The sequence below is a fragment of the Salinigranum salinum genome (assembly GCF_009176545.1).
GTDB classification, from domain to species: domain Archaea; phylum Halobacteriota; class Halobacteria; order Halobacteriales; family Haloferacaceae; genus Salinigranum; species Salinigranum salinum.
Genome location: NZ_VTOJ01000001.1, coordinates 1,019,618 through 1,035,608 on the forward strand (window position 1 = coordinate 1,019,618; position 15,991 = coordinate 1,035,608).

Annotated in this window: 15 protein-coding genes; 5 read left to right on the plus strand and 10 right to left on the minus strand. The window is 66.9% G+C overall.

Annotation, left to right across the window (positions count from 1 at the left end; genetic code table 11):
• The first annotated feature begins 208 nt into the window (after nt 1-208).
• A complete protein-coding gene (locus FZP69_RS04810; RefSeq protein WP_192918468.1) occupies nt 209-1,084 on the plus strand; it encodes a type I 3-dehydroquinate dehydratase in 876 nt (291 codons plus the stop codon).
• Nucleotides 1,085-1,271: 187 nt separating this feature from the next.
• Here FZP69_RS04810 and FZP69_RS04815 read toward each other — a convergent pair whose 3' ends face one another.
• The gene (locus FZP69_RS04815; protein ID WP_152040213.1) at nt 1,272-2,153 is read right to left on the minus strand and encodes an amidohydrolase family protein; all 882 of its coding nucleotides are present in this window, start codon (nt 2,151-2,153) and stop codon (nt 1,272-1,274) included.
• Between the two features lie 308 nt (nt 2,154-2,461).
• Between FZP69_RS04815 and FZP69_RS04820 the strand changes: the two genes are divergently transcribed.
• Nucleotides 2,462-3,637, plus strand: a complete 1,176-nt coding sequence (locus tag FZP69_RS04820; protein ID WP_152040214.1) for an enolase C-terminal domain-like protein — start codon at nt 2,462-2,464, stop codon at nt 3,635-3,637.
• Between the two features lie 84 nt (nt 3,638-3,721).
• Here FZP69_RS04820 and FZP69_RS04825 read toward each other — a convergent pair whose 3' ends face one another.
• The 5 genes from FZP69_RS04825 to FZP69_RS22370 form a co-directional block, all read right to left on the minus strand.
• A complete protein-coding gene (locus FZP69_RS04825; protein ID WP_152040215.1) occupies nt 3,722-4,510 on the minus strand; it encodes an SDR family NAD(P)-dependent oxidoreductase in 789 nt (262 codons plus the stop codon).
• 130 nt (nt 4,511-4,640) lie between these two features.
• Complete coding sequence (locus FZP69_RS04830; RefSeq protein ID WP_152040216.1) at nt 4,641-5,813, minus strand: enolase C-terminal domain-like protein; 1,173 nt, start codon at nt 5,811-5,813, stop codon at nt 4,641-4,643.
• 115 nt (nt 5,814-5,928) lie between these two features.
• A complete protein-coding gene (locus FZP69_RS04835) occupies nt 5,929-6,231 on the minus strand; it encodes an L-rhamnose mutarotase (RefSeq protein WP_152040217.1) in 303 nt (100 codons plus the stop codon).
• A 58-nt stretch (nt 6,232-6,289) separates the two neighbouring features.
• A complete protein-coding gene (locus FZP69_RS04840; protein WP_152040218.1) occupies nt 6,290-7,315 on the minus strand; it encodes a TIGR03560 family F420-dependent LLM class oxidoreductase in 1,026 nt (341 codons plus the stop codon).
• The gene (locus tag FZP69_RS22370; protein WP_192918469.1) at nt 7,312-7,473 is read right to left on the minus strand and encodes a hypothetical protein; all 162 of its coding nucleotides are present in this window, start codon (nt 7,471-7,473) and stop codon (nt 7,312-7,314) included. Before FZP69_RS22370 ends, FZP69_RS04840 begins: the two co-directional genes overlap by 4 nt.
• 252 nt (nt 7,474-7,725) lie before the next feature.
• On the opposite strand from FZP69_RS22370, the gene FZP69_RS04845 reads away from it, so the two are divergent.
• Nucleotides 7,726-8,637, plus strand: coding sequence for a dihydrodipicolinate synthase family protein (locus FZP69_RS04845; RefSeq protein WP_152040219.1), 912 nt, complete (start codon nt 7,726-7,728; stop codon nt 8,635-8,637).
• 66 nt (nt 8,638-8,703) lie between these two features.
• Nucleotides 8,704-9,582 carry an amidohydrolase family protein gene (locus FZP69_RS04850; RefSeq protein WP_152040220.1) on the plus strand — a complete coding sequence of 293 codons (879 nt, stop codon included), beginning with the start codon at nt 8,704-8,706 and terminating at the stop codon, nt 9,580-9,582.
• Between the two features lie 102 nt (nt 9,583-9,684).
• Here FZP69_RS04850 and FZP69_RS04855 read toward each other — a convergent pair whose 3' ends face one another.
• The 3 genes from FZP69_RS04855 to FZP69_RS04865 form a co-directional block, all read right to left on the minus strand.
• Nucleotides 9,685-10,728 carry a zinc-dependent alcohol dehydrogenase gene (locus FZP69_RS04855; RefSeq protein WP_152040221.1) on the minus strand — a complete coding sequence of 348 codons (1,044 nt, stop codon included), beginning with the start codon at nt 10,726-10,728 and terminating at the stop codon, nt 9,685-9,687.
• Between the two features lie 72 nt (nt 10,729-10,800).
• A complete protein-coding gene (gene ilvD / locus FZP69_RS04860) occupies nt 10,801-12,525 on the minus strand; it encodes a dihydroxy-acid dehydratase (protein ID WP_152040222.1) in 1,725 nt (574 codons plus the stop codon).
• A gap of 121 nt (nt 12,526-12,646) precedes the next feature.
• A complete protein-coding gene (locus FZP69_RS04865) occupies nt 12,647-13,408 on the minus strand; it encodes a carboxymuconolactone decarboxylase family protein (RefSeq protein ID WP_152040223.1) in 762 nt (253 codons plus the stop codon).
• 184 nt (nt 13,409-13,592) lie between these two features.
• On the opposite strand from FZP69_RS04865, the gene FZP69_RS04870 reads away from it, so the two are divergent.
• The gene (locus FZP69_RS04870) at nt 13,593-14,630 is read left to right on the plus strand and encodes a zinc-dependent alcohol dehydrogenase (RefSeq protein WP_152040224.1); all 1,038 of its coding nucleotides are present in this window, start codon (nt 13,593-13,595) and stop codon (nt 14,628-14,630) included.
• Between the two features lie 149 nt (nt 14,631-14,779).
• On the opposite strand, the gene FZP69_RS04875 is transcribed toward FZP69_RS04870, so the two are convergent.
• Nucleotides 14,780-15,943 carry an ABC transporter ATP-binding protein gene (locus FZP69_RS04875; protein WP_152040225.1) on the minus strand — a complete coding sequence of 388 codons (1,164 nt, stop codon included), beginning with the start codon at nt 15,941-15,943 and terminating at the stop codon, nt 14,780-14,782.
• Nucleotides 15,944-15,991: the final 48 nt, after the last annotated feature.

Sequence of the window (15,991 nt, forward strand, 5' to 3'; positions counted from 1 at the left end):
CCCGACTGCGGAGTCTCGACCCCCAGCACCAGACACACGAGAGCTGACTCTCGGTAGCGAGTGCCTCACTGACTCCCGGCCCGGCACAAACTGTTAACACGACCCCGTGACAACCGAGTTCCGTGACGTTCGCATCGGCCCCACACACTGACCGCTGTCCGCTGACCCGTACTGGCTCCGGCGCGGTGCGGCGCACGGAGGCCTAACCGTGCGTCTCTCCGACCTCGAACAACCGTTCATCGTCACCAGTCTCGCCGAGACGACCATCGAGGAGACGGTCGCGACGATCAAACAGGCGGAGTACGACGGCGCCCGGGCGTTCGAGGTACACCTGCCACTGGTCTCGTTTCCCGACCGCGAGGACGTCGAGCGGCTCACCACGTCGACGGCCGCTCCGATGTACGCGACGTGTCGCCGCGAGCACTTCTACGACCTGCTCGGTGCCGACGTGCCGGTCGAGTTGACCGACGACCAGCGCACCGAGGCGCTCGTCGACGCGGTCGAGGCCGGCTTCGACGGGGCCGACTTCGAGCTCGACACGTTCGACCCCACGGGCGGGCCCGAGGCGTTCACCGAGGCGGCCATCACCGCCCACGCCGCCGACCCCGACGCCGAACCCGCCCAGATCACGGACGACGCGGACGCGGTCGCCCGACAACGAGAGGTCGTCGACCGCGTCCACGACGCTGGCGGTGACGTGATGCTCTCGGCGCACACGTACACACACCTCACTCCCGAGGACGCGCTGGGCATCGCCGAACGGGCGACGGACCGCGGCGCCGACTTCGCGAAGATTGTGGGTGTCGACCGCGACATGGACGAGGCACTGGAGACGCTCCGGGCGCACCTCCGCCTGAACGAGGCCGACGTCGTCCCGTACGGCCTGATGGCCATCGGCGACCCCTCGCGCATCGTCCGGCCGATCGCTCCCATGTTCGGGTCGGCCTGGGTGTTCGCCCAGCCGGAGTTGACTCCCGGTGGGTTCCACTCGTGGCCGCTCGTGGAGAACGCCCGCGAGGTCCTCAGACGGGTCGACTGGCGGACCGCCTACACCCCCCACGAATCGGGGACCCGTCGCCCGTGACCGATCGCTCCCGGCAGTAGTCCGTCGCGTCGTCGTCCGTGGCACACCGTGGGTGCCGGCGGTTTCAGAGGCCCACAGACGCCCGGCCTCGTAGGGCGGGCCGAGGCGGACTCGTCTCGTTCGCCGGCCACGCGTATACGATCGTTCGCCGACCGGTCCGAGGACCACTGAGACCGACCTGTGCGTCTCAGAGACCGACCAGATCCCTGAACGCGTCCCCGGTGAGGTACCGCCGGTCGCGGTCCGAGAGAAACGGAACCTCGTCGAGCCACGACAGCGTCTCCTCGTAGGTCATCCCGCCGAACTCGGGGTGGCTGACGTTGGGGAAGTCGGACCCCCAGACGACGCGCTCGGCGCCGAACGTCTCGAGGAGCCACTGCAGGTGGTCGAACGTGTCCGCGTAGGGGTACTCCTCGTTGGAAGTGTGGGCCACCTCCGAGATCTTGACCGCGACGCGGTCGTGTTCGGCGAGCGGCTCGAACCCTGGGTAGCTGTCGGCGGGGTCGTCCGCGGCGTCGGCGTGGGCGTAGTGGTCGAACGCGTAGGCCAGGTCGGGGTACGCCTCGACGAGTTCCAGCGCCTGGTCGAGCTGGCTCGTGTGAGCCATGATCTGGACGAGGGCGTCGGTCTCGCGTGCGGCGTCCCAGAAATCGGTCTCGTCGATCGCGTCCCGCAGCCACGTCTGCTCGTAGTCGAACCGCTCCCACATCTCGTCGTAGGGACAGACCGCCCCCAGCCGGAAGCCCAGCATCCGGTCGTGGGACATGAGCTCGCGGAGCGTCTCGTCGGCGTCGTCGACGAACTGGTCGAGCATCGAGACGGCGTAGAGCCGCTCGTTCTCCTCGGCCGCCTTCACCGTGTACCAGTTGTCCGTCCAGTCGGTGATGGGGTAGCCGACGACGACACCTTCGTCGATGCCCGCCTCGTCCATGTCGGCCAGCAGTTTGTCGGCCGTGTAGACGATGTCAGTCGAAAAGTGACTGGCGAAGTTCTCGACGAGGGGGCCGTTCGTCCACGGGTGGTCGGGCGTCGGCGGTCCCCAGGCGTGGGTGTGCGTATCGAGTACCATCGGTGACACTCTCGACTGGCTGGCTCTTCAATCTTTGTTCGGTGACGGCGTTCGGCTGTCGGACAGCTACGACGAGACGCGCGTGCCCGCGGACGGAGACTGGGACGGGTCGTCGCGAGCGCACATCGGGATGTACCCCGGCGAGTACCACGACCCCCTGTTCACTGCGCACGTCTAGGCCCTGGCGGACGGCACCGGCCGCTCCACTCGTCAGTCCACGACGCGGGTACCATTTATGCACTCGGTGGTCGAACCACTACCACCGCTCTGTCACGGCATCGTGACGGGCAGGGAATCTGGAGCACATCATGAAAATCGAAGAAGTAGAGATCCACGAGTTCACGTACGAGATCGAAGACGTCAGCCCGCGACCCGACGGAGAGATCGTCTACGTCCCGGGTGGGCGAATCGAGCCGCCGGGCTACGTGTTGACCGTCCGGTCTGACACCGGCCTCGAGGGCCACTACCGCGCACACATGTGGACCGCTGTCGGCGTCGCGCAGATCAAAGCGGTCGCCGCACACTTCCTCGTCGGCCGCGACCCACTCCAGCGGCAGGCAATCTGGAACGACCTCCGCCGGCAGTTGCGTCACACCGACCACAACGCGCTCGGCGCGATCGACAACGCGTTGTGGGACCTGGCCGGCAAGCACTACGACGAAAGCGTCTCGACGCTCCTCGGCGGACGGGTCCGCGACCGCGTCCCTGCGTACGCGTCGACGCTCTCCGGCAACCCCGAGCGTGACACGCCCGCGCGATACGCCGACTTCGCCGAGGAGTGTCTCGACCGGGGGTATCCGGCATTCAAGATCCACCCCCATGGGGAGCCGGCGGCGGACATCGAGATCTGCCGGGCCGTTGCCGACCGCGTCGGCGACGAGATGGAGCTCATGCTCGACCCCTCGAGCTGTTACGGCAGTTTCCACGATGCCGTTCGCGTCGGGAAAGTCCTCGACGAACTGGGGTTCCTCTGGTACGAGGACCCGCTGCGGGACACCGGAGACAGCATCTACGCGATGCGCCGACTCGCTGACGAGATCGAGACGCCCATCCTCGGCATCGAGCAGTCACGCACAGAACCGTTCGGTGCGTTCAACCACCTCGTGAACGACGCGCTCGAGATGGTCCGCGTCGACGCCCACCTCGGCGGCGGCCTGACGAGCGCACAGAAGATCTGTCACACGGTCGAGACCGCGGGGATGGACGTCGAACCGCACGTCGGTGGACCGGAGCACCTCCAGTTGGCCTCGACACTGCGGAACGCCCACTACTTCGAGCACGGACTCCTCCATCCGGAGGTCGGCTTCGAGTGGTACAACGACCAGGGGTACGTCGGCTCGGTCGAATCCGTCGGCTCCGACGGCTGCGTTCCGGTGCCCGACGGCCCGGGGATGGGCGTGGAAATCGACTGGGACTTCGTCGAAGAACGCGGAACGGGCCACACGCTGATCGACGGGTCGAGCACGACCGACAGCTTCCCCTGAGCGGGAGACAGAGATAGCCGGTCTCTCCGGCCTCACCGTCCTCACGTCCTCTGTCGCCCTCCTCACGTCTTTGTTCTTCGGCCGTCACATCTTCGTGTAGCCCCCGTCGACGTTGATCGCCTCGCCGGTGATCCACTCGCCCTCGTCGGAGAGCAACAGCGTCGCGACGTGTCCGATCTCGCGTGGCTGGCCCATGCGGTCGAGCACGTGCAGGTCGAGCGCGTCTTCGAGGAGGTCCTCCTCTGCGACCCCGGCGCGTTCGGCGTTCTCCTCGAGCCACTGCTGGACCATCGGTGTGTCGACGGTGCCGGGGTTGATGCAGTTCGCTGTAATCCCGTGTTCGCCCAGTTCCTTCGCGAGCACGATGGTGAAGCCGACGACGCCGGCCTTCGTCGTCGCGTAGACCCCCTGTCCCGGGAACGGCCGTGTCGCCCCCGTGGAGGCGATGTTGACGATACTCCCCTCGATCCCCGCCTCGACCATGTGAGAGCCCACCTCACGACAGCAGAAGAACACGCCCTTTGCGTTGACCGCCATGTGGGCGTCCCACTCCTCCTCGGAGAGTTCGAGGATCGGGATCGACCGCTGGATCCCGGCGTTGTTGACGAGTCCGTGGATCGGCCCGAGCCCGTCGATCGCGCGCTCGACGCCCGCGGCGACATCGTCGCCGTCGCTCACGTCAACCTCGACTACCTGCGCGGTGCTGCCGTGGTCCTCGACGAGCGCGGCCGTCTCGGCTGCGGTCTCCGTGTCGACATCGAAGACTGTGACGTCGGCACCCGCCTCCGCGACTCGTGTTGCGATCCCGCGACCGATTCCCTGTGCTCCGCCGGTCACGACGACGTGCCGGTCCTGGAGTCTGTCGTCTCGCATGAGAGGTCGCTGAACCGTTCTGCAGCGACGTGCATAATTGTTGCTGTGGTTTCACTGAGCCTGGCCGGGGTGTCGACGGTTTCCATCGCGGACTCGGCTCTCGCCCCCGCCCTCGACGACAACCGTTCGGTCAGGCCTCGTCCAGCGGAACGACGGTGACGCGGTCCAGTTCGACGCCGAAGCCAGGGTCGTCGTTTAAGTGGATGACGCCGTCCTCGGGGAGGGGTTCACCGTCGATGACGGGGATGTTCGGTTCGACACCGGTGTGGTAGCCGCCCATGTACTCGCCGAACGGCGACTCCGCACAGGAGGCGATGAAGTGGCAGGTGTACGGCGTCGTGTAGTGCGGGATCACCGGCAGGCCGTTCGGTTTCGCCATCGCGGCGATCCGCTTCGTCTCCGTCAGCCCGCCGGTCCAGGAGACGTCCGGCTGGATGACGTCGCCGGCGTCGTTCTCGATGAGGTCGTGGAAGGCCTTGTGGCCCCATTCAAGGTTGCCGACGGCGAGCTGGATCGGCTTAATCGACCGACGGATGTCGCGGTACTGGTCGGTCGTGTGTCCGGGCAGGAGCGGGTCCTCGATCCACTTCACGCCGTACCCCGCCAGGCGATCGGCCACGCGAACGGTGAACTCGCGATCCCAGGCCATGTACGCCTCGATCATCACCTCCGCCTCCTCGCCGAAGACCTCTCGGGCGTCGCGGACCATCTCTTCGACGGCGTCGATCCCGGCGCGGCCGTCCGACGGTCCGTGATGGACGGGCAGTTTCACGCCGAGGAAGCCCTCGTCACCGAAGTGCTCCATCACCTCTGGGTACGCCGTGACGTAGCACTCGATCTCGTCGCGGACCTGCCCTCCGAGCAGGTTGTACACCGGCTGGCCAGTGATGTTTCCGAGCAGGTCCCACATCGCGAGTTCCACGCCGGCCATCGCGTTGTGAGTGAGAAACCCCTGCCCCGTCGGCAACTGGGCGCGGTACATCTGCTCCCAGACCCTGTTGATCTCCCACGGGTCGGCACCCTCGACGAACCGCCGGTAGTGGCGGTCGACGAGCCGTGCTGCGTGTTCGCCGCCGCTCTCGTTGACCGCGAACCCGGTCGCGCCGTCCGCGGTCTCGAGCTCGACGACGAACCGCTCGTAGCCGCCGCCACCGCTCATCCAGTCCCCGTCGCGGTACTCGGGGAACATCGTCATCTGGTCCTGCTGTGGCGGGTATTTCGAGGACGACCGGGAGACGTTCGACGACTCGATCTGGCCCTCGTCGGAGTCCTGCAAGTACAGACGGACCTCGCTGATTGTCATGCGCTAGTCATTTATCGGTTCGGCGCATCAACGCGCGCGAACCGGAGAATGTTGCCCTGATCCGTCGGGACAGCGAGTCCCCGACCGTCGCGTCCGGCTGGACGCCGCCGAGCGGTCAGATCATCCGGTAGACCTCGTCCATCCAGATGTCGTCGGCGTCCTCGAGAATCGGAGCCATCACCTCGGCCCATTCGGCCTGTGCCTCGCTGTTTGCCATCACGTGCTCGATGACGGCAGGGTCCTCGACCTCCATGTAGCCGAAGACGTGGCCGTCCTTCTCGAAGACGCTGTAGGTCTCGAGGCCGGCCTCGGAGTCGAGGTACGCCGACTCCAGCGCCTCGGGGACGGTCTCGTGTTTCTCGCGGTACTCCTCGCGCTTGCCCTCCCTAATCCGGAGGTGGAATGCAATTCGTTCCATGGGTTTGGTGTCGTGGTCTGTGGGTCGGTCGTGTGTGGATTGGTCGGCCGTCGGGCGGTCACCGGAACTCGCTCATCACCTCGTCGGCGAACAGCTCCATCATTTCCAGCTCCGGGAAGTCGAGGAACCAGAACTGGAACTTCGTGACGCCCGTCTCGATACGCGCTTCGATCGCCGCGGCACACTCCGCTGGTTCGCCCATGATGAAGTAGTCATCGGCGTTCTCGCGGGTGATGTCCGGCTGGTCCGTGTACTCCTCCTCGAACTGGATGGGCGTCATCAGGTCGACGAGTCGCTCGTACTCCGCCTCGTCGCGCGTACAGATGACGTGGCCGTCCCAGGAGTACTCGATCTCCTCGGGGTCGCGTCCGACCGTCTCGCAGTGGTCCTCGATGACGCCGATCAGGTGCCGCAGCGTCTCCACGTCGCCGTTGAACACGTCGGTGTTCCAGCAGTCGGCGAGCTTCGCGACGAGTTTCAGCGTCACTTGCTCGCCCGTCCCGCCGACGAGGATCGGCGGGTGGGGGTCCTGGATGGGTTTCGGCGCGCAGTACGCGTCCGTGACCGTGTAGTGGTCGCCGTCGAAGCTCGGCGCCTCTTCGGTCCACATCTGCTTGATGATGCGGATGCCCTCGTCGAGACGCATCAACCGCTCGAAGCCGTCGCGGAACTCCCAGCCGTACGCCTCGTACTCCGGCTCGTGCCAGCCCGCACCCATCCCGAGTTCGAGTCGACCACCCGAGAGCACGTCGAGCGTCGCCCCCATCTGAGCGACCAGCGCCGGGTTGCGGTAGTCGTTACACAGGACGAGCGAGCCGATGTTGACGTCCTCGGTGATGCCGGCGATGTAGCTCAACAGCGTCCACGCCTCGTACTCGGCGTGGTCGCGGCCCAGCAGGTGGTGGTCGGGCGCCCAGACGGCGTCGAACCCCAGCTCTTCGGCTTTCGCGACGCCGCGTCTGGTCTGCTCCCACTCGAGCGCGTCGTAGCTCGGCGTGTCCCTGTGGACCGGCTCGCTACTGCCCTCGTCGGGCGCTCCGGCGAACACCGGGACGTTGTACTCGAAGCTGATCTCACGGCTCATCGTCCTTCACCTCCACTCACGGCCTCGTACTCGAAGTAGGCGGGCATCTCCTCGTTTCGCTCCGTGCCCGCACCTAGACGATCTGCGAGCGGGAACTCGACGAACTCCCCCCACGACTCCGTACTCACGCTCGTGACGGCGATGTCGGTGACCTCCATAGTGACCTCTCGATGACCTCGTACGGACCTATCCCCGATTGTATCATAAATCTTTGCAGCAGTCGAACACCTTCACCGTCGTCGGGAACCACCCAAGGGCCCGGTTCCCCACCCTACCTGGTGCACTGCCTGGGTCTCCTCCATCGCGTCGTGTCGCACTCCCTGAGCCTCCTGCGCGCGTGTAGCGCGGGAACCTGCGGCCCCGTACGTCGTCGACCCAATAGTTAACATACCGTGCGTCGACTGTCGCCCATGTCATCCATCACTGGCGTCTACCCCGTTGTGGCGACGCCGTTCACCGCCGCCGGCGCCGTCGACTACGACGCGATTCGCGCCATCGTCGAGACGCAGGTCGAGCGGGGTATCGACGGCGTCATCTGCTTCGGCATCGCCGCGGAGTTCTACAAACTCACGGACGACGAACGGCGGCGGGTCGTCGAGGTGGCCGCCGACGCCACGGCGGGGACAGCCACGGACCTGTTCGTCTCGGTCACGGACCACGCGACGCGGCTCGCGGTCGAGTTCGCGGAGTTCGCCGAGGCGAGTGGTGCCGACGGACTCATGCTCCTGCCACCGTTCTTCCTCGGGCCATCGGAGTCGGCCGTCCTCGCACATACCCGTCGCGTCGGTGAGGCCGTCGACATCCCGGTCATGCTCCAGTACGCACCCGTCCAGACGGGCGTGTCCATCTCGCCGGCGACGCTTTCGGATCTCGCCGCGTCGGTCGAGACGATCCGGGCGTTCAAGATCGAGAGCCGACCGCCAGGACCGTACATCTCCTCGTTGCTCGAGACTGCCGCCGACATCGACGTCGACATCGACGTCCACGTCGGTTACGCCGGCGTCGCGATGCTCGAGGCGTTCGACCGCGGCGCGGTCGGGGTCGTCCCCGGCGCCTCGATCTCGGATCTGTACCGTGACGTCGTCGACCACCTCCGGGCCGGCCGACGGTCGGAAGCCGTGGCGGTCCACACGGCGATGCTGCCCCTGCTCTCGTTCATGATCCAGGATATCGAGGGGTTCATTCACTACGAGAAGCGCCTCCTTGAGGCCGAGGGCCTCGTCGACGCCGTCCACGCCCGCGAGCCGGCGTTCCACCCCGATTCGCACACGGACGCGCGGTTCGAGGAGTGTCTGGCGGCTCTTGCGCCTCACCGCGTCTGACGGCTGGCCCGGCGAACAGGGGTACGTCGCCACTGTTTATACTTCCACCGCGAGAACGTGATCGTCATGACCGTCCTCGACTGTCACACCCATGCCTGGGCCCCGCCGAGTCCCGACCACCCCTGGGTGAACGAGTCGCTCATCCAGCTCGTCGACGGCTACGCCGTCGACCCGGTGTACACGACGGAGAAGCTGCTTGACGACATGGACGCCGTCGGCATCGACGAGGCAGTCCTCGTGCCGTTCCCGCTCGTCGACTGGCAGGACAACACGTACATCATCGAGTCGGTCGGTGCACACGACCGTTTCGCTGGCATCGTCATGCTCGACCCCTTTGCCGACGACGCGGCCGACCGGCTCCACGAACTGATGAGCGAACCGGACGTCATCGGGTTCAGGATCGGTTGCATCTACCCGCGGGATCACATGTGGATGGACCACTACTTCGACCCCGGGCAGGAGTGGCTGCTTGACGCGATCGACGAGACCGACTTCTGGGACGCCGCACGCGAGACGGACGCCCTCGTCCAGCTGTTCGCCCACCGCGAGCAGCTCCCACAGGTGACGCGGCTCGTCGACGCACATCCCGACCTGACCTACGCCGTCGACCACCTCGCCCACGTCGACACGAGCGTCCCGCCCGACGAGGGCGCGTTCGCCGAGTTCGCCCGACTCGCCGAGTACGAGACCGTCGTGGCCAAGCTGTCGGAGGTGCCGCACCTCTCGACGGAGTCGTTCCCCTACGCTGACGTCCACGATCACGTGCGGTGGCTGCTCGACCGCTTCGGTCGGGAACGGCTGGCCTGGGGGTCGGACTACCCCAACATCAGCGCCGTCACCGATTACGAGCGTGGGCTCCGCTGGCTCGACCACGTCGAGGGGCTCTCCGACGCCGACCGCGAGTGGCTGACTGGGCGGTCGTTCCGGCGACACGTCAGCCTGTAACGCGGCAGACACCGTCGCGTATCCGAGCCGATTTCACCGCCCCGGTCGTCCGGTCTCCGCGGTCGATGGCCGTCGTCGACTGCCGCCCGTCGTCCACCGTCGTCACGTCCGCAGCTCGGAGATGTCGAAGCGGATCTTGCACGCCGCCGCGTCGTACGCCGCCTCGAACGCCTCGACACCGTCGCGGAGGGAGTACCCCGTCTCGACGAGTACCTCGCTCTCGACGGCACCCGACTCGAGCACGTACAGCGCTCGCTCGAAGTCCTCCCAGTCGGAGGCGTAAGAGCACTGGACGTCGAGTTCGGCGCGGAGGAGCGCGGCGTAGTCGAGTTCGGCCAGCCCGCCGAGTCCGACCACGACGATCTGTCCACCCTTCCGCGTGACGTCGGCGGCGGTCTCCAGTCCCGAGGGGTGTCCCGTCGAGTCGAGGACGACGTCGAACCCGAGCCCGTCCGTCCGTTCGTCGGCGACTGTCCCGATGTCGGTCTCGCTGACGTCGACCGCCTCGAAGCCGAGCTCGCGCGCGATGGGCAGTCGGACCGCGGCGTCCTTGCCGACCCCCGAGACGATGACCTCGCCGCCCTGTGCCCGGGCGATCTGGGCGGTCAGGAGACCGATGGGACCGGGTCCCTCGACCAAGACGCGGTCACCCGCGCCGACCCGCGAGCGGCGTTTGACCGCCCGGATGGCCACACTCGTCGGCTCGACGATCGACGCGGTCGCCAACGAGAGGTCGTCGGGTACGTGGTGCAGATGCGCCTCGGGAACGGCGACGTACTCGGTGAACGCGCCGTCGTGGTGGATGCCGGTGATGTGGGCATCGATGCAGAGGTTCGGCGCCCCCGACAAGCAGTGATAGCAGTCCCCGCACGACCGGATCGGCATCTCGACCACGCGGTCGCCGACGTCGAAGCGGGTGACACGCTCGCCCGTCTCGACGACGGTCCCGGCGTACTCGTGGCCCACGATCCGGGGGAACTCCATGAAGCTGAACGCGTCCTTGAACGTGTAGATGCCGAGGTCGCTTCCACAGAGCCCGGCGTACGCCACCTCGACGAGTGCCTCGTCCGGTCCCGGAGCGGGCTTCGGCCGCTCGAGCAACTCGATGTTCCCGTGACTCCCCGCAGTTTTGGCTAGCCCGTCCATACGGTCGGATTCGTGGCTGTCAGTATTGAACCTACTGTCGGTCGGGTTCGTGGGCGTGGGTGGTTCTCCGCGCTACGTCTCGGTGAGGAAGGGGTTCGTCACTGCGCCGTGCTCGGCGGAGCCGAACAGCGCGCCGTACTTCGCCAGCACGGCGCCGGAAGGGGTAGGCGTCGACGGTTCGTACCGCTCGAGCCGCGCCTCGAGTTCGGCGTTGCTCACGTCGAGGGTGATCGTCCGCGCCGGCAGGTCGATCTCGACGACGTCGCCCTCCTCGACGACGCCGATCGGGCCACCCAGCGCCGCCTCCGGTGCGACGTGGCCGAACATGGGGCCCCGCGATCCCCCCGAGAAACGACCGTCCGTGACGAGCGCCACGTCGTCCTCGTGGCCCTGGCCGACGACGGCGGCGGTGACTCCGAGGCTCTCGCGCATCCCCGGTCCGCCACGCGGTCCCTCGTTACGGATGACGAGCACGTCGCCGGACTCGAGTTCGCCCGCCTGGACGTAGTCCATCGCGTCCTCCTCGCGCTCGAAGACGCGGGCCGGCCCCCGGTGGTGGAACGCGTCGCTCCCGGTGATCTTGTGGACGGCGCCGCCGGGCGCGAGGTTGCCCGAGAGGATAGCCAGCGCCCCCTGCTCGTGGATGGGATCGTCGAGCGGCCGGACGACCGCCGGGTCGACCGCATCGTCCGGTGGCAGGTCGAGGGCCGCGAGGTTCTCCGCCATCGTCTTCCCGGTGACGGTCATCGCGTCGGCGTGGATGAGGTCCGCCTCGAGTAGCCGCCGGAGGACGACCGGGACGCCCCCGTTGTCGTCGAGGTCTTTCATCAGGTAGGTGCCGCCTGGACTGAGATTGCAGATGTGGGGCGTCCGTCGCGAGATCTCGTCGAAGTCGTGGACGTCGAGTTCCACACCGGCCTCGGCGGCGATGGCGAGCAGGTGGAGGACGGCGTTGGTCGACCCGCCGAGCGCGACGAGCAGGGTGATGGCGTTCTCGAACGCGTGTCTGGAGAGGACATCGCTCGGGCGCAGGTCCGCCTCGACGCAGCGCATGACGGCCTCCCCTGCCTGCCGGGCGATGTCCTGTCGCGCATCCGAGACCGCCGGCGCGGCGGCCGTCCCGGGCGGAGCCATCCCGAGCGCCTCGGCAATCGAGGCCATCGTGTTGGCGGTGTACATCCCGGCACAGGAGCCCTCGCCGGGGCAGGCGACGCACTCGAGTTCGTACAGGTCCTCGTCCGTCATCTCGCCGACCGCGTGAGTCCCCACCGCCTCGAAGACGTCGAGCAGGGTGACGTCCTCGCCCCGGTACTGACCAGGGAGGATAGCGCCGCCGTAGAGGAACACCGAGGGGAGGTCGGTCCGGGCCGCCGCCATCAGCATCCCGGGGAGGTTCTTGTCGCAACCGGCGACCGTCACGAGCGCGTCGAGTTTCTCCCCGATTGCGACGAGTTCGACGCTGTCGGCGATGAGTTCCCGCGAGATGAGCGACGTCTTCATCCCCTCGTGTCCCTGCGTGATGCCGTCGCTGATCGTGACGGTACCGAACTCCATGGCCATCCCGCCGGTTGCGTCGACGCCCTCGCCGGCCGCCTCGGCTACCCGATCGAGGTGGACGTTACACGGCGTCAGGTCGGCTGCGGGGTTCGCTACCCCCACCATCGGCGAGGCGAGGTCCTCGTCGTCGAACCCCATCGCGCGGAACATCGCCCGGTGCGGCGCGTGCTCCGGCCCGTCGGTGATCTCGTGGCTCGGCAGACGCTCGGACTTGGAGACGCTTGGCTTCCCGTCGTGCATGATCTGTGACGCCGCGCTGCGAGCCTAAGTGTTTCGTCGGTCGCGACAATCCGGCGTGCCTGGACCCGGCTCTCGCTCCGTCGACCCTCGCTGTCCCGGTTCGATCGTCCACGACTTCCTGTCACTCTTCCAGCAGCCCGCGTTTCGCTGCCTCTTCGCGGAGGATCGGGACGCCCGCCAGCATCGTGTCGTACCCCTGTAAACTCGCCAGCTCCAGGACACAGACCAGCTCCGCCTGCGTCGCGCCGTGACCGATGGCGTTCTCGACGTGTGCCTCCAGTCCCGGACCGTACAGGTGGGTCGTCGAGGCGTCGATAGCGACGTAGACGAGTTCGCGGAGCTTCGGGTCGAGGGTGCCTCGTTCCCACGGTGACGCCGACAGGTCGGTGTACTTCTCGAGGAACGCGTGGTCGCTCTCCAGCACTGACTCCCAGAACGCCGACCAGTAGCCACGGCGCTCCTCGAACGCCTCGCGGACGCGCGTGCGGTCGGCCGCGTCCCCGGCCGGTGGGCCGTCGAACGCGTCGGCGACGAGCGGCAGCCCCTCGATGAGCGAGTGCATGCCCACCCCACAGGTCAGCTCGAACACCTCCCTGATCTCCGCCGGTGTCGCGCCTGCGTCGAGCGCGTGGCCGACGCTGGCGCGCAGTCCGTCGGCGTAGAGGTGCGTCACGGTGGCGTCGAGCGCAACGGCGATGAGCGCCGTTTCGCGTTCGTCGAGAGCGTCCTGCGTCCACACGTGTGCGGCCAGCCGCTCGTACCGACGGAAGGACTCCTCGTCCAGCCGCAGCCACTCCCCATGTGCCGCCCGCCACAGCCCCACCGCCTCGAGGAATGACGTCTTCAGGGCTCGCTGTGTGTCGGAGAGTTCGTGATCGGTCATCGACCCGCCAGACGGCCGATCGGGACAAAGGTGTTGTGTCGGCACGTCGGGTGGCTGCCGAGCGAGCTGGTTCGACCCTCCGAGACGCCGGACTGCTCCGTGTGTGGCCGTCCCACAAAGGCTTAATAGTCGCCTCTCGAACGACTCGTTCAACGGAGACGACTACCTCCGTAGCGAGCCATCTATGAAAGCGATAGTCCAGACTGGACCCGAGACAGTCGAACTCCAGGAGCACGAGGAGCCGTCGCCGGGCGACGGGGAGGTACTCGTTCGCGTCCACACGGCCGGCATCTGTGGCAGCGACGCCCACGCGTACCGGTACGAGGGCGGCTACGAGTGGATCAAACTCCCCCGGATCATGGGCCACGAGTACTCGGGGACGGTCGCCGCCGTCGGTGACGACGTCGACACCCTCGACGTGGGCGACCGCGTCATCGAGGAACCGATCCACGACTGTGGCCACTGCTTCCAGTGCAAGAACGGCCAGTCGAACGTGTGTCAGAACTTCTCGATCACCGGCCTCCACCGCGACGGGGCCTACGCCGAGTACACGGTCGTCGAGCCCCGACATCTCCACGCCATCCCCGACGGCGTCCCGCTCGGGCACGCGGCCATCACGGAACCCACGAGCATCGCCACCCGTGCCGTCTTCGACCAGTCTCGGACGACGCCCGGCGACGACGTCCTCGTCGAGGGGCCTGGTCCCATCGGGGTGCTCGTCGCCACGGTTGCCGACTCGATCGGTGCGAACGTCCTCGTCTCCGGCCTCTCGCAGGACGAGACGGCGCGGCTTCCCATCGTCGAGGAACTCGGTATCCAGACGCTCAACTCCGACACCGACGATATCGAAGCCCATCGTGAGACGTTCACCGACGGCCGCGGGTTCGACATCGTCTTCGACACGACCGGTCACAGGAGCGGTGTCGAGATGGCGACCGACCAGGTCCGGAAGGGGGGACAGATCGTCGTCGTCGGGCTCCCGGGCGAACCCAGCGAACTGTTCATGACGCCGCTCGTCCGCGGCGAGGTCGACCTCAACACCTCCTACGGCTCGATGTGGTCCAACTTCGAGCAGGCGCTCCGGCTGATGGAGAACGGGACCATCGACACCGAGACGATCGTCGACGACTCCTACACCGTCTCCGATCCGACCAGCGCCTTCGAGTCGTTCCTCAACGCCGAGGCGGTCAAGCCGGTGTTCCGGTTCGAGGAGGGGACCTGAGCGGACACCCCTCGGACGGTCGACTCTCCTCTGTCGCGTCGCTCCGCCCGCTCTCGAGATTCGTGCCACCGCAGACCACGATCCGGACAATCGAAGCGTGGTCCGTCCGGCTCCCCCCGCGACGACTGGCCTATCTCTCGACCTCGCTCCTACACCTCGACCTCGCCCGTGACCTCGCTTTCGGCCCGCTCGGTCATCAGACGACCCTTGAGGAGCCGTTCCGTGGTCGCCTCGAACGCGTAGATGTGTTCGGGAGCGATGGTCAGCGTCACCTCGTCGCCCTTCCCGAGGTCGTGGAACTGGCTGACCAGCGCCGTGATGTCGGTTTCACTAGTGTCAGCGTAGAGCACTGCCTCCGTGCCCAGCGGTTCGACGACCCGGACGGTCGCCTCGATCTCGGGGCCGTCGGTTCGACGCATCGACCGCTGGTAGAGGTCCTGCGGTCGGAATCCGATGCGGGCGTCGACCTGCTCGGCGTCGGTGTCGACGAGTGCCGCGGGCAGGTCGAACGAAAGCGTCCCGGTGTCGACCCGGTAGCTGTCACCCTGTCGGATCAGCGTCGCGTCGAAGAGGTTCATGTCCGGGCTGCCGACGAACTGCGCGACGAACAGGTTCGTCGGTTCGTTGAACACCTCGCTCGGTGTCCCGAGCTGCTGGAGCTCGCCCCCGTTCATGACGGCGATCTTGTCGGCGATCGACATCGCCTCCTCCTGGTTGTGGGTGACGTAGACCGAGGTGATGCCCACCTTCGACTGGAGTTCGTCGATCTCGGTCCGCATCGTCTTCCGGAGTTTCGCGTCGAGATTCGCCAGCGGCTCGTCGAAGAGGAACAGCCGGGGTTCGCGGATGATGGCACGGCCCAGCGCGACGCGTTGTTTCTGCCCGCCGGACAACGCGGACGGCTTGTTGTTGAGGAGGGCTTCGATCTCCAGCATCTCGGCGACAGCCTCGATCTCGCTGTTGATCTCCTCGTCGGAGAGGTTCTTCTTCTCCCGCCGGAGTCCAAACCCGAGGTTCCGGCGGACGTCCATGTGGGGGTAGAGTGCGAAGTCCTGAAACACCATCGCGACGTCGCGGTTGCGGGCCTTCACGTCGTTGACGACGACTCCGTCGAAGGAGATCGTCCCAGACGTCGGCATCTCGAGGCCGCCGATCATCCGGAGCGTCGTCGTCTTGCCGCAGCCGCTCGGGCCGAGAAGCACCAGGAACTCCCCGTCGTCGACGGTGAGTGAGACGTCGTCGACGGCAACGACCCCCTCGCCGTCGGGGTCGCCGAAGACTTTCGTGACACTGTCGAGTTCCAACTCGGTCATGGCTGAGAGCATGCAATCGGCCTTATTAAAAGTACTGTCGATGAACGA

Coding starts and splice junctions, on each gene's coding strand:
- FZP69_RS04835 (WP_152040217.1), bottom strand. CDS start 6,231: ATGGAACGAATTGCATTCCACCTCCGGATTAGGGAGGGCAAGCGCGAG.
- FZP69_RS04845 (WP_152040219.1), top strand. CDS start 7,726: ATGTCATCCATCACTGGCGTCTACCCCGTTGTGGCGACGCCGTTCACC.
- FZP69_RS04850 (WP_152040220.1), top strand. CDS start 8,704: ATGACCGTCCTCGACTGTCACACCCATGCCTGGGCCCCGCCGAGTCCC.
- FZP69_RS04855 (WP_152040221.1), bottom strand. CDS start 10,728: ATGGACGGGCTAGCCAAAACTGCGGGGAGTCACGGGAACATCGAGTTG.
- FZP69_RS04815 (WP_152040213.1), bottom strand. CDS start 2,153: ATGGTACTCGATACGCACACCCACGCCTGGGGACCGCCGACGCCCGAC.
- FZP69_RS22370 (WP_192918469.1), bottom strand. CDS start 7,473: ATGGAGGTCACCGACATCGCCGTCACGAGCGTGAGTACGGAGTCGTGG.
- FZP69_RS04865 (WP_152040223.1), bottom strand. CDS start 13,408: ATGACCGATCACGAACTCTCCGACACACAGCGAGCCCTGAAGACGTCA.
- FZP69_RS04820 (WP_152040214.1), top strand. CDS start 2,462: ATGAAAATCGAAGAAGTAGAGATCCACGAGTTCACGTACGAGATCGAA.
- FZP69_RS04875 (WP_152040225.1), bottom strand. CDS start 15,943: ATGACCGAGTTGGAACTCGACAGTGTCACGAAAGTCTTCGGCGACCCC.
- FZP69_RS04840 (WP_152040218.1), bottom strand. CDS start 7,315: ATGAGCCGTGAGATCAGCTTCGAGTACAACGTCCCGGTGTTCGCCGGA.
- FZP69_RS04830 (WP_152040216.1), bottom strand. CDS start 5,813: ATGACAATCAGCGAGGTCCGTCTGTACTTGCAGGACTCCGACGAGGGC.
- ilvD (WP_152040222.1), bottom strand. CDS start 12,525: ATGCACGACGGGAAGCCAAGCGTCTCCAAGTCCGAGCGTCTGCCGAGC.
- FZP69_RS04870 (WP_152040224.1), top strand. CDS start 13,593: ATGAAAGCGATAGTCCAGACTGGACCCGAGACAGTCGAACTCCAGGAG.
- FZP69_RS04825 (WP_152040215.1), bottom strand. CDS start 4,510: ATGCGAGACGACAGACTCCAGGACCGGCACGTCGTCGTGACCGGCGGA.